General features: G+C 38.6%; 10 protein-coding genes. 1 reads left to right on the plus strand and 9 read right to left on the minus strand.

Features of this window, described 5'->3' with window-relative positions; translation table 11 throughout:
• Window positions 1–13: 13 nt before the first annotated feature.
• Complete coding sequence (locus ACO05G_RS07270; protein ID WP_421765355.1) at window positions 14–1,837, plus strand: hypothetical protein; 1,824 nt, start codon at window positions 14–16, stop codon at window positions 1,835–1,837.
• Between the two features lie 32 nt (window positions 1,838–1,869).
• Here ACO05G_RS07270 and ACO05G_RS07275 read toward each other — a convergent pair whose 3' ends face one another.
• From ACO05G_RS07275 to ACO05G_RS07315, 9 genes are all read right to left on the minus strand, one after another.
• A complete protein-coding gene (locus tag ACO05G_RS07275; protein ID WP_421765356.1) occupies window positions 1,870–6,567 on the minus strand; it encodes a Kelch repeat-containing protein in 4,698 nt (1,565 codons plus the stop codon).
• On the minus strand, window positions 6,564–6,950 hold the full coding sequence (locus tag ACO05G_RS07280) for a hypothetical protein (protein ID WP_421765357.1): 387 nt from the start codon (window positions 6,948–6,950) through the stop codon (window positions 6,564–6,566). Before ACO05G_RS07280 ends, ACO05G_RS07275 begins: the two co-directional genes overlap by 4 nt.
• On the minus strand, window positions 6,947–7,222 hold the full coding sequence (locus ACO05G_RS07285) for a hypothetical protein (protein ID WP_421765358.1): 276 nt from the start codon (window positions 7,220–7,222) through the stop codon (window positions 6,947–6,949). Before ACO05G_RS07285 ends, ACO05G_RS07280 begins: the two co-directional genes overlap by 4 nt.
• Before the next feature lie 2 nt (window positions 7,223–7,224).
• Window positions 7,225–7,827, minus strand: coding sequence for a hypothetical protein (locus ACO05G_RS07290; RefSeq protein ID WP_421765359.1), 603 nt, complete (start codon window positions 7,825–7,827; stop codon window positions 7,225–7,227).
• Window positions 7,828–7,920: 93 nt separating this feature from the next.
• A complete protein-coding gene (locus tag ACO05G_RS07295; RefSeq protein WP_421765360.1) occupies window positions 7,921–8,394 on the minus strand; it encodes a LytR/AlgR family response regulator transcription factor in 474 nt (157 codons plus the stop codon).
• Window positions 8,395–8,753: 359 nt separating this feature from the next.
• Entirely contained in the window at window positions 8,754–9,473 is a 720-nt protein-coding gene (locus ACO05G_RS07300) for a hypothetical protein (RefSeq protein WP_421765361.1), read from the minus strand.
• Window positions 9,474–9,485: 12 nt separating this feature from the next.
• On the minus strand, window positions 9,486–9,995 hold the full coding sequence (locus tag ACO05G_RS07305) for a hypothetical protein (RefSeq protein ID WP_421765362.1): 510 nt from the start codon (window positions 9,993–9,995) through the stop codon (window positions 9,486–9,488).
• A gap of 465 nt (window positions 9,996–10,460) precedes the next feature.
• Entirely contained in the window at window positions 10,461–11,165 is a 705-nt protein-coding gene (locus tag ACO05G_RS07310; protein ID WP_421765363.1) for a tetratricopeptide repeat protein, read from the minus strand.
• Window positions 11,166–11,376: 211 nt separating this feature from the next.
• The gene (locus ACO05G_RS07315; protein WP_421765364.1) at window positions 11,377–13,272 is read right to left on the minus strand and encodes a hypothetical protein; all 1,896 of its coding nucleotides are present in this window, start codon (window positions 13,270–13,272) and stop codon (window positions 11,377–11,379) included.
• Window positions 13,273–13,425 lie beyond the last annotated feature (153 nt).

The following is a 13,425-nucleotide window of genomic DNA, read 5'->3' on the forward strand; positions in this document are numbered from 1 at the left end:
TTAATTCCTTAACATGCCAAATTCAGATCAAATACTTATAAAACCAAATACACTTACAAAGGTCCAAATACAAGTAACAACTGAAGGAATTGTGGTTCAGAATCAGGAACAAAATTTTCCGGATCCTAACCCTCCATTAGGGCAATCATCTGGCATCAATTTAAGGATTAAAATCAACGGTGAAAATGCGGTAAGAGGTCGTTTGCGTCTTATTAAACCTAATGATAGATATCAAGGTCCAAAAACAGAAAACAGTGAAGAACCATACTTAATAAATGCAGATGGTACAGTCAATGAAGTTAATGCGGTTTCAGGTGATTATGTTGTCATAGAAGCTTATGATTCGACAGGTAATGTATTTAGTAAAACGATTAGGTTAACGACCGGATTACCACAATTCGATGATGATATTTTAATAGTTGAGCCTATCTGGAAATCCAATTCATTACCCTCAAGAATAGAAGTTAATTGGGGTATGGATATAAATGGAAATGATTTTGTTCCTGCCGACTTCCCAGCTAATGTCACGGATCAACAAGCTTATTTAAGAAATAAATTATTTGGAAATCCTACAAATTTTTTAACCATAGGGCAAAGAGGTATCATTCATTTATGGTTTGAACCTCCTCTTATGCATACCCCCGGGGTTACAACACTTACTATTGTTGACCAGGGTCCTAACGAACAATACAATGTCACTTTAGGAAATACTGCTCCGAATAGTACTTTAGTCTTAAATCAGATTTACAGTCAAGACATCAATCCTGCCGGTACTTCGGGTCGTTTTGAAGTTCAAGGACAAGTTGGACAGCCAGCGCAGAGCCTTAATTATGCAAGAATTACTTGCCTTGATAGTGGCCCAGATGATACTCAAAATTTCCCGGGACTTGATATTCAGGATATTGCTGTTCCCGATCAGCAGGTGGATTCTGTTTACATTCTTTTAGACATGAGTGGTAGCATGTTTCGCCCGGAAAGAACAGGAGATGGCGAAACTGTAGCTCAAGCTGATGATGCTGTGAATAATCCGGCTCCTGTATTTCAACAACTTTATCAATATGCATGCCGTGAAATAAATGATCATTTACTACCAACTAGCAATAGCAATGACCCGTCACTATTACCAATTTACTTCAGAATGTTCCATCTTAACCAGACCACTAGACAGGTTAATGTATTTGAACCTAGAATTTTTGATGCTGATACAAATAATCTTTGGCCTACATTCCCTCCACCTGGGAGTGTAATGAGAGCACGTGTTCAGACAATGCTAATGCAGGCACTTAGTAATAGATCGGGACACCACACCCCGCTTAGGAGCGCTGTAGATAATATTATGGCAAGCATTCCTGGGAATTTCCATAAACCTTTGGTTGTCGTAATTAGCGATGGAATTGGATCTATCCGTTATAAAAAGCTAGTCGACGGCCAAGTGCCTATTGACGTGAATGAGACATTAAAAGATATTGTTTTGCCAAATGGAAGGTCCGGAGCTTTTGAAGTAATTGGTTTTCGTATTCCATGGGGAGGAACTTCTAGGCCTGAGAGAGTGGATTTCATGACTTATGAAGGTACTGATAATTGGAGAGTAAATCTTTATGATGCTCGAAATTCGGAAACTGAGTTAAGAAGTATATTGAGGGGGATTCGTTTAAAATATAATTTAGATCGAGTAGGTCCTAATCTCAACCCAAAGCCAGAAATCAATTGGTTTAGAACCAACATGAACAATCTAGGAACCTCTGGTAATATTATTCAAGATTTAAATTCTAAATGGAATGGAAATAATTATTATGGTGCCTTGAATGATGGAAACAACGTTTCAAACATTGCCTAAAGAAATTATAATTATCAGATTTTAGGAAGCTTTCAAAATAAACCTAATCCCCCCGGCGAAAATTGCCACATCTGCTGCAATCGTCCCAGTGACTTATTTCCTGTCGTTTTAGATTCAGCATAGCCTTTTCCTCCATACATCATCAGCCATCCGGTAGGGTTGAGCCAGCAAGCAGCCCCATAGCGTGATGAAGGCCAGCTGTCTGGATAAGGGATTTTAGCCGCCGTAGTATTTCCCATATCCCTCATGTCCACAGGTCCACCTTCATGCGACCACTTGTCATTGGTAAATTTCCATAAATCATTCAAAGGAGCATCCCTGCTGGCATCCGTGTTAGAGCCTTCACCTCCAAACATCCACACCGAGTTATTGCTATCTTTCCAAAGAGCAGCATAAGCCCGGGGACCTGGTCGCTTGTTTGACTGAACGAAAGAATTGTTCAATTGGAGGTTGTTGTCCTTCACCATCGTCCATTTATTCTTTTTAAAGAACCATAGGTCGTTCAAAGTCCTGGGTTGATCATCAACTATCCCATAACCGCCAAATAACCACAATTTCCCTGAGCTGTCGGTCCAAATGGATGCGCCACACCTGGCCGATGGCCGCTTATTTTGCAAGTCGGGAGCATAGTTTGGAGTCCCATCACCATTTTTACATTCCCACGATACTCCATCGAACGTCCATAAGTCCGATATCCAATACGACTGTATTCCTGATTCTTTATATTCACCTCCAAACAGCCATAACAAGCCCGTGGTTTCATCGTACCAGAAAGAGCTACGTACTCGTGTGAGTGGCCACCACTTGACTGTTTCCTTGTTCATATGTTCGTCCAACATGATGAGCTCATCACCATAAGTTCCATGAGCACCATCGGCTTTCCAATCTTCACTGATAGCTACCATTTTCCAGCCATCCTTTTCTGTGAATATCCACAGGTCATTAAGTGATCGTTGGCGCCCGCTTGTATGATAACCATGTCCGCCAAACATCCAGAATACCCCGTCATTGTCTTGCCAATAGGCAGTACCATGACGGCCACCTGGTGTGGTGATTTCACCGGGTGTGCTGCTAAATTTGGAGAAACCATTCGTAGTGAAAAAGCCTTTTACCCAGGTCCAGTTGTCTCCATCATAGGTCCAGAGATCATTTAATTGTCCGCTTCTCGGGTTGGCATCATTTCCATATCCACCAAACAACCAAATTTTACCTTTTAAATCTTGCCATATTGCTGAAAAGCTTCTTGATCCGGGCATGCTTTGCGAATCAGTTTCATTCCGGGTTCCGGGGATGGTGAGGATGTTGGTTTTATCAGACCCGAAGAGCATGGTCCAGCCGTCTTCAACGTGCGTGAACTTGAGTTCGGCCTTTACGATGGCCAGGAGATCATCAAAACCAGAAGTTCCCGGCTCAGCCCGGATAACTAAAGTGCCTTTTTTTCCTTCTGCTTCATAAGTGAAAGAATATATAGAAAGGGCATCTCCATACTCTTCAATAGCGCGATCGATGAAAATGTGTCGAGAACCTTCAGCTTCTAAAAATACGGAGAACCGGATACCATTGCTTTGACTCGCTTCCTGAAGAAAGCCCACTTCAAACGCTAAATCGCATGAATGTGGTAAATAGAAATCTTCGAAGCGCCCTTCCAGGTGCATGATTTGTGAATCCGTAGGACATGTAATAACAAGGGCCTGGTCATAGGTGTCGCCATCGTCTAATGTTGCATTATCTATAATCTCAGCAGACCCATAACCTTCTGTTTCAGATCCATATGGTATTGTTTCTCCATTGGATATTTGCCACACAGCATGATGCGCATTGCGAAGAAAACTATAGTTATTAAGTGAACTTACGTTAATAAGTACAGGTGATATTTTAACGGTATTTTGATCATAAACCAATCGCAGTTTGGCATTTACTATGGTCAGCTTAGGAGCGATCGCCTCGATCAATTCATTTGTGATATTCGTGACGTTCAAAGGACCAAATTTTTCAACGTATACATTTGGTAATCCGTTTTCCGTAAAATGGTCACCACTAATGATGATCGTTTCACCCGCTGCAACATGTTCTGGTGAAGTGTATATTTTCGCTTCTTGGATAATTTTAAATGGAACAGATCTTGACCTCAGATCCGGGTTGAGGTAATCAAAAACATATAGTTCGCCATTGTTCAGCGTTGCATCATGTAGGTTAACTTCCAACTCAGTTTCAGATTGAAAGTAAGTGTCTACTCTGATTTCATTAATCATCACTGTAGTGTATTTCGTAAATCCGCTACCTGTAATTTTAAAGGTTCTTTTTTCAGTGGTTGGAAAATGTTCTATTTCATTTAATTCATATCCTACTTCTTCTTTTAGCAACGATTCAGTTTTAAAATCCCAAACAAAATTGGAAAAGTCGGGTAATTCCAAGACATCATAATTACTCAGTATCACTGACCCTGTAAACGAATCAATGGAAGGTGCAATGTGTATTTTCCGTGCTTTGTGCATCTGAATGTATTCCTGCAACAAAATGGCTATCTCAGATTCTTCATCGTCCAGGAGCCAACCAAATCTATGCTCATTGATGGTAATGGTGCATTCTGTTTCACTGAAATGCAGTTTAAGAAACAGTCGATCAAATCCATCCCCGGCCATGATAATGTTTGTTGGGTAGGAGATGCTTGTATCTGTTGCACTTAGATGGAAATCAATGGTATCCGGATTAAAGCTAATCTTCAGATGCCCTTGTTCAATTTTGTAGTCATCAAGCAGGTCTATTTGAACATCAAGGTGACTTAGGTTGTAAAACTCTCCATAAAAGGTAAAATAGATCGGAAGATCCTGAATAAGTGTAAGAGCACCTGTTCCTTCTCTATTCTTCAGTACTTTTTTAGGTAATATGTCAAAACCCTCTGTGATCCACTTTTCATCCATTTGATTCCATATAGGAGAGCACCAGATGATGTGTTCAGCGAAGGTTCCTTGCCGGAACACAGGAATCTTACGATTCCAAAGTGTGGTCGTTTCGTCATACTTTTCCTCCGAAGCAATATCTGAACGTATGATGCGCATCTTGTCTGTAAATGCACCTGATTTAAGCGCAAAACCCAATACATGGTGCTCATCTGAATGATCCAGATATGCGGCTTCTATGATGCTGTTTTCGTTGCGTTCAAATTCCAGATAAAGTCCTTGATGGGTTTTTCCAAATCCATACCCGTAAACCCTGCTTTCATTGCCGATAATAATGTATTCAGGGGCAATCTCAATACTTGGTATCTGATAAAAGAAGACGTTGGTATCCCACCACTTTTGATGGCTGTATAAAAATATACGTCCGTCTCCAGCTTTTTTTGGAATTGCAATCAATAGTGATTGATCCGACTTGATCGAATAGATTCCATCTTCTTCCTTAGTGGAGTTCGTAAGGTTAAATGTTCGCTCACCGATTTTTAGACTGGTGACGTTCGAAAAGTGGTTGCCACTAATTCTTATTAATTCATTCCGTCTTGCTTCTTTCGGGGAAACCTTATTAATGAATGGCCTTAGATGGAAAAGCTCCTCTATCCCCATCTTCACTTCTTGGTCACGCGTTAGGAAGCTGACCGGACCTGATTTTGCTCCTTGGGGAACTCGAAATTGAGCTAACGTTGGGGTATGGGATTCCAAATGACCTAATGTGCCATTGGTAAACTTGAGTTTTGTGTCTGATGAAATATTTTCTCCCAAAATTTTAATCAGACTACCAAGTTTATTGTCAGGATTAAAATATCCATAGTTGGAATTTATTTCAAACTTTCTGGGGGTAGCATTAATGATCAGCGGATCTGTATGTTCGAACGTTCCCTCCGGTGTAGACACCCTAATGGATCCGCTAGTTAGTTCTGGAGTGATCTTAAAAGTGATTTGTTCAAATGAGACCTCCATCGGATTAATCCTTTTGCCTCCAACTGTAATGATAGTGTCGGTCATATTTAAGGCACCCAGGTTTTCTCCGGTGATTGTAACAGTCTCACCTGAAGAGACACGCAACTTACTTACCTCTGATATAATGGGACTGGCAAGTTCAGTGATATCATCAATGGTTCTTTTTTCAGCAGACAGGAGTAATAGTTCTAAAAATTCACCAGAGGTATCATCAAAAATTAAAATGGCGAAAACTTCATCTGCATCTAATACCGAAATGTACCATTTTCTGGAATCCGGCATATATTCAAGTGTCAGACTACTATATTCAATTTTATCGTTGCGTATGTTATTATACTTCTCTATTTCCTCAATGGCTTTTTCACGGATGTCTTCAATAAGCTGTTTGCTATTTGGTTTGACAACATTGGCATCAGTAGCTGCGTCTCCGGGAACCATGGCAAATCTCAATGAAATCTTGGATGATACTTCCTGGTTCACATTGGACTTAGCCTGAGTCTGAGCATTATGTGGTTTGGTTTCTATTTTGAAGTTTCCAAGAGAGTCATATTTGCCTTTGACCTGCATGTGCAGATCCAGTTTAGCTTCCGGCAATACAAATGTGGACGCCTGAGGCAGGACCAATTTTGGTTTTGCTATCAACTCTTTGAGCCTCAATTGTTGTGACTCTATTAAGATCTCATCCAGTTTTTCCTGACTCTGGGACAATGCCTGACCGATTTCCTTTACAATATCCTCCATATAACCCGCACCTTCACTGCCGGAATTGCTGATTACGGATTTTTCACGTGTTTTTTGATTGAGGTAGTGTTTCATTCTTCTGAATCTGGAATGTTTGAAATCTTGAATTTGAGTCTCACCAATGGTGATTCTTCAGTTACACTTTTGATATTAGGAAGCATGAGCATTGGCTCATCTTCTCCTCTTTCTGCGATAAGAGGCAATGCAAAATCAACTTCAAGATCTTGAATGATGTAATCTTTGATGGTCTCACTTTCAGCACTCGATAGGGTATTTGATTTGATGGCTTTTGCCATGGAGTTTTGAAATCCATTCATCAAATCACTTGTTTTAACAGCAATTCCTGTGATCTTCTGACCCTCACTTTTTGAAGTTTTGAGCTCATTGTACAAGTCAAAAACTAGATTTCTTAGACTGACAACCTCATTTTCTAATTCTTCTATGGTTTTATTGCTCATAATGCTATTATAATTTCGTTATCATCCATACCTGCAATACCTGCGGTTATTTCAATGTTGAATTCCTTGATGTCCAATTGATGGACTTGACTTTCGGCTTGGGTCGCCTCAATGTTTTTTACTACCGAGGTATATCCTTTTAAAAAATCTGAAAGGCTAGGGGTAGATTTAGAATCTGTTTTCAACTTATGTCGTGCATGAGGCCAGTCAACTCCTGGAGGAGGAGTGATGGCACTTCGTCTTATTGCTATGTGGGAATTATATTTTTTCATAATCAATCTTCACGATATTTGGCTGTTATGATCTTCCCGGTCTCATCATCTACAATTAGTAATGCCCGCAGTATCAAACCTGAATTTTGCTTTGCATCTTCTTCAGGAGGATGGAGGACCTCCAGGTACCAGTTTCCTCCATTATATGCTTTTGAACCTTTAAATGACCTGAAGAATACATTAAGAAAAGCATGGTCATAGGTGTGTAGCAACTGTGCCACTTTTCTTATACGCGAAATTTTAGCTATTAAAAGCTTTTCATTTTGTGATGTCAGATTTAAATCTTCATCAACAGGTATCCGTTTTACTTTAATATTGAAATCACTGGTCAGCTTTGTGTCAACGCTATACTTGGAAGTAAATGCAGCATCCACCAATTGAGATTTTAATTCTCGCTCTTTATTGATTTCTAATAACATCTTAATTGCCAGATCAACTTCAGGAATTGCATACCAATGAGCGGATAATCCAGTTTGTTCAGTCATCCCGCTTTCCAGAAGCTTGATGGCGGTCTTAATGGAATTCCGGTCCATTTCATATTGCGATTTAGCTACGGAACTTATCAGGCCAATAATTAAGGATCTAAGATCTATGGTATTCTGCATAGCAAAGTGGTTAGGATACGTCAGCCTTTTTTATTGACTGATGTAGAATGAAGAATCGTGATCGGATGGTACGTTCCATAAGTGCAATTAGGATTACATCCTGTTGAAATATGCCAGTAGTTTTTTTCTGTAGGGACTGCTGACAGGAATTCGTCTTTCCTGGTAAAAAACATTTGCCTCGGAAAAGGAATCGATATTTTCAAGATTAATTGTGAAAGATCGATGAACACGCATAAAAGGATATCCTAACTCCTTACAACACTGAGTTAGATTTCGAGAAATTGTATAGTCTTTTTTGTAAGTCCTTACCAATGTATAGGCTCCCTGTGCCTCCAGGTATAGAATGTCATGGTACTGTATCTTATCAAACCGAATTCCATTCCGGACAAAAACCCCAGGGATATGGGCGTTGTAAATATTGTTTTTTACAACTGTAATTTTCCGACCCTCCTTAGAGGTAAGCAAGGTGGATAACGGGTCATTCGCAGGTAAATTGATCTGAATTTTTACTCCATCTTCCTCGTCCCTCCAAGCGATCTCTGCTTTGGTGGTATTGAGCTGATTCATGTTGGTGAGTGGTTGTTTATATCCTTACTGAAGATACGAAAAAGTCCACTTGGAATGAACTAAAAAATGAATTGATTTTATATTTACCACAAAATGGGTAGAGGTTCTTAAGATAAATTGTATTATCTAAATATATAAGTGCATTTAAAAAGATTTGAGAACAAAAAATCATCAGAATAATTACTTCCGGAAGACCACCTTTCTTATTTTGGTGGCAGGCAAATCTTACTTCCCGATACAAAACTTAATAATGGGTGTAACTATCTATATTACAGTTATTTACATTTGTCGTCCAACAATATGGCAACATTATTAAAGCTAATAAATGAAATGAAATGCAAACACCGTGCGCTTTATAATTAAACTATGTAGTATTCAAGGATCATTCTCGCTAATATTCCAACCAAACTAAGACCCCAAACAGCAATAGGCAAGAATAATACAATAAAATTTGGGTCATCCTTTAGCAATTGATTTATAGCCTTATTCTTAAAAGGGATGATGGCTTTTAGCCTAGGCTCTATAGTTGTTTTATGTATTCCAATGCCATTATCACTTAACCTCCTTTCAATGCCATCTCTGGTTATGAGTATTTGATTAGGGTCTATTGTAATTTTTAGACCTGAAGTAGTACTTTCAAACATAAATCCATGAGTTAAAAGAATCTCTGAATTCAAAATATTTTTTGCTTTATCTACAATTTGTGAATCTTCGCTTAAGGTTTTCTCTACTAGAATTTTATTTATATAATTTTTTGATGCTTCCAGCCCCTCAGTTTTAACTTTTGAAGTTGCATTTTCTAATTCTGTATTTAGAATTTTTTGAAGTCTATAATTAATCAATTTTTTTAAATCATACTTCTTAAGTTTTAATTCTTGCCAGTATCTAAATGTGTAGTAGGTATAGGAAATCAATATAAAACCATATGCAGTGCCTGATGGAATTTTGATCACTACTCCAAGCAGATTGAACTCATTCAGTTGTGGATAGCTTAAAGAAAGAAAAATGATTAAAATGCTGATAAGCATCAGGTTCTTCCTTACTCCTTTAAACCCATCCTCTTCAAGAAGTGAATCCATTTTATTAGATTTTTAGATGTTTTCGAAAAATTTAACAGCGAAACCGCAGAAATCTATAATCACCTTGGAATTTAAATTTTCAAATTCTTTCCTATTTCCTAGATAATTTTTTGAGGTAGGTGTGATGGCATGTCCTTCTTCCAATTCAGGATAAGAGATGCACTTGATATGTTTCTTAGAAATTATTAGAATTAATGCATTGTAGAAAGGGTAGTCATTGGGTAAGTCTTTGCGAGAAAAAGTTCCGCTAGCTCTAAATTTCACTTCAATAAAATATACCTCCTTGGTTGTAGGGTTTTGAATAACAAAATCCGGCATTCTTTTTATTTCATTAGCTACCTCAGATTTTACTCCTTTTAGCAATTCCATTACCCCTGGAATAGTGTTTTCCATGCCATATCGAAATACATTGAAACCAAGACTTAAGAACAACTCCTCAGCTAAAGTTTCTGCAATTCTACCCTTGATCATATTGAATCTGTAAACATGATCTTTATCGGATAGTCTTTCAATTGAACTCATTTTTTATTTGTAGTTAAGACGTTATTTTTAATTGGCCACTAAAAGATACAAAATCTTACCTGCTAATTAATTGCTTTTCTAATCCAAATTCTGAACTGATTAAATTGGGTTTAGTGGATTGATTTAGTTTAATACCGGAAATTTCTTATCTAGGTGGGGGCTGCTTAAAAGTTGGGTGCCTAAATCTAGGAATGTATAAAACTGCGTTTGCTTAAACAAAGGATGCATTGCTGCTTAAGATCGACGGTGATTGACTACTTAAATCTGGGGATATATTATAAGAATCAAGTCCTAAAAATTAAAAAAAAATGAGTCCCGTTCAACAAGATTGAACGAGACCACCATTTTTTTTAGGATTCAATTATCGAAGAAGCTGATGAAGATGTTGAATTATTCAGAGTCCCAAATAAAGGAACCTTGAGGAGATGACTGGTAATTGAAAGAAGACAATTAAATATAAAATCATCATAATAATTCATCTCGCACTTTCATCCAATAATCACTAGAAGTTTCTCTTTGTCCTCCAGATATGGGAAATCTACTATCCATTAATTTAAGATAGTATGACGCAGAATCTTTATTACCACTTTTGTAAAATGCGACTGTGAGGTTTATGAAGGCTGAATGATAATTGGAGTCAAGTCTTATTGCCTTACGTAGAAAAGGAAAGGATTTTTCATAACATCCTAATGTTGCTAAAATTCTTCCCTTTTGGTTTAGGGTTGGAACATTATCTGGGCAGCGCAGAAATGCTTTTTCGGTAAAGAATTTTGCCTTTTCAAAATCACTGACTTTTATGTAGTATAATCCCAGATTGTAGTTTAATACTCTATCGATAGAATCAATTTCATGGGCTTGAAGTAAATAAAATATTGAAGAGTCAAGTGCCCCTTTCGACATGAGAAATGCTCCTTTCCTCAGCTTATATTCAAACGTATCAAGGTCATATTTTTGAGTAACGGTATCAAAAAGAATAGTGCCTTTTAAAAGGGACTCTTGGGAATCTTTCGAAGCTATAGAAACTCCTTCGCAATCTTCTGCATCTATTGGTTTAATGTAACTCAGGTCGAGGTAGCTAAAATCACAATCAATATTTGAATTTTTTTCTTGTTGATTGCAGCTAAAGAATATCAGGAAAATTGAAATCAGGAGAAGTTTATTAAACTGCATCTATTTTGATATAACTTATAACTGCCAAAAGTTAATCTATTTTACTCGCTATGTCTTTGGAATGGTGATTCAATGTCCAAAATGTCTTACCCACACTCAGAGTCACTCAACCGAGGACTCTGAGATCTTCCTGAAATAGACACCCAACTAACGCAAGCGTCCGCTTGTGCTGAATGAGCATAAATTCTCAGAGTTCTTGAGTGGTATCCTACTAACCTTCATCTACCAACTCTTCAGAGATCAGGCCACCGTCTTTGTATGTTTCTACCTTTACTTTTTTCCCCAGTTCAGAATAGAAAATTTGCTCTCCATTTTTCTTTCCGTTCACATAATTCACAGTGGAACTAACGCCCCCGGTTTCATAATACCAGGTCCAGAGGCCCACCTTTTTGTCGTCATCGTATGCTCCACTTGCCTGGTATCCGCCGCTTTGATAATATGAAGTGACCTGTCCATTAAGCTTTCCATTTTTGAATTCCTGCTCCATTTGAAGAATGATTGAATTGGGATAATACAAATACCAGATTCCACTTCTGAGACCACCTTTTATATCTCCCTTTTCTTGTTCAGAGGCTGAGTCAGGGAAGAATGTAACATAGCTTCCAGTGCCGTCCTGAACCATTAGGTTCCCTGATGTGTCCCACGCATTTTGCATAACATATTGATCCTTCTCATAATATCCTATAGAGAGTTTTCTCCCTGAAGGGTGATAAGAGGTCCAGTTGCCCACTCTTTTGCCATCTTTTACATTTCCCTCCTCCTGGAGTTTTCCATTCTCATGATAAGACTTGAATCTTCCATTACCATCAATGATTATTTGCTCACCATCGGAGTTCCAAAGGTTCGTGAGATGCGATATCTTATCTCCTTCATAGCGGAATTCTCTCAAAGGGCTTCCATCAGCATTGTAAACTTTGGATTCACCATGCAATTCACCATCTTTTAATGAAATGGTAGCATTAAGAGTGCCGTCTTGATAGTATAACTTCCATTCTCCTTCTTGCCTGTCTCTGACATACAACCCTTCCTGTTGCAGGTCCCCACTATCAAAATATTGTTTGTATGGTCCATTTAGTCGCCCACTTTCATAATTGCTGGTGGTAACTACAACGCCCTCCGGGTTGTAATCGATGATTTCCCCATCAAATAACCCATTCACATAATTACCTTGTCTCATTACTTGTCCTGACTCGTAAAACCAAGTCCATGAGCTATTTTCCACTCCCTTTATGAAACTACCGGTGAGGTACGGTCGTCCACTTTCGTAGAAATATGTCCATTCACCTTCCTCCAATCCGTCCTCCATATTACCTTGTGACTCCATGTTTCCATTTTCGTAGTAAAAGGTCTGTGTGCCGCTGACACCTTGAGAAAGGGCAAAGATTGAGGCAGAGATGATCAGGAAACAACCTATCACTAAAGGCTTGCGAAGCTTGGTGTTTGCAGGCTCAGCATCCTCGATTTGACTAATGTCTTCAGGTACCGGTCGGAAAGCGAATTTATAACCCTCCCCAACAGCGATAGCATAAAAAACGAGATCTATGAATGAGAAGGTATCCTTAAAAATGAGTATGATGGTCTCAAAGTTCATTAGCAGCAATGCATCCCAGTAGCTCATTTGCTGGAACTGAGCAATGAAGCCTATCTGACTAAAGATATTCCCGAGCAAACAGCCGAAAAGTGCAAAGAAGGCACCAATGATTCCATAGATCTGTTCTATTCCGGCTCCAAAAAATCTGACGGACATTCCAACCGCCAAACCAACGCCAATCGCCATGAAACCAATCTGATATTCAGCAGTAACAGTTATGACAGCCCAAATAAGGGCACTAATTATTGCACTAAATAATCCCCCGATTATGGCATAGAACAAGTCCTGATGGTGGATAAGCTTATCTCGATCTGAGCTTTTAAGATCTGCAATGACCTCCGTGGTTTTACGATCGTCTTGCTTTATTTCATCTTTTACAGACTCATCTCGATTAAAATCATCGCATGTACCTTCAAATTCAGCTTTCTTACCTGTCAGCTGGCAGATGAGCCCATCCATGCTCATCTCCCGGTTAGTACACTTTTTACAAAAGGCAACTTGTTCTTCCCTAGTCATGTAGTAGAATTGGTTAGGTTTTTAAAATTCAGGCAACAATCTATAAAATTTTCGAAATATTACGTTGGTTGAAATCACTAGCTAGCGCTAATTGATAACGAGTGCTTTCAAAAAGAATGTGATGCTTGCAAGCTACAATTGAAACATACGTGC

Source organism: Ekhidna sp. (assembly GCF_965227465.1).
GTDB lineage: Bacteria > Bacteroidota > Bacteroidia > Cytophagales > Cyclobacteriaceae > Ekhidna.

Coding starts and splice junctions, on each gene's coding strand:
- ACO05G_RS07270 (WP_421765355.1), top strand. CDS start 14: ATGCCAAATTCAGATCAAATACTTATAAAACCAAATACACTTACAAAG.
- ACO05G_RS07275 (WP_421765356.1), bottom strand. CDS start 6,567: ATGAAACACTACCTCAATCAAAAAACACGTGAAAAATCCGTAATCAGC.
- ACO05G_RS07280 (WP_421765357.1), bottom strand. CDS start 6,950: ATGAGCAATAAAACCATAGAAGAATTAGAAAATGAGGTTGTCAGTCTA.
- ACO05G_RS07285 (WP_421765358.1), bottom strand. CDS start 7,222: ATGAAAAAATATAATTCCCACATAGCAATAAGACGAAGTGCCATCACT.
- ACO05G_RS07290 (WP_421765359.1), bottom strand. CDS start 7,827: ATGCAGAATACCATAGATCTTAGATCCTTAATTATTGGCCTGATAAGT.
- ACO05G_RS07295 (WP_421765360.1), bottom strand. CDS start 8,394: ATGAATCAGCTCAATACCACCAAAGCAGAGATCGCTTGGAGGGACGAG.
- ACO05G_RS07300 (WP_421765361.1), bottom strand. CDS start 9,473: ATGGATTCACTTCTTGAAGAGGATGGGTTTAAAGGAGTAAGGAAGAAC.
- ACO05G_RS07305 (WP_421765362.1), bottom strand. CDS start 9,995: ATGAGTTCAATTGAAAGACTATCCGATAAAGATCATGTTTACAGATTC.
- ACO05G_RS07310 (WP_421765363.1), bottom strand. CDS start 11,165: ATGCAGTTTAATAAACTTCTCCTGATTTCAATTTTCCTGATATTCTTT.
- ACO05G_RS07315 (WP_421765364.1), bottom strand. CDS start 13,272: ATGACTAGGGAAGAACAAGTTGCCTTTTGTAAAAAGTGTACTAACCGG.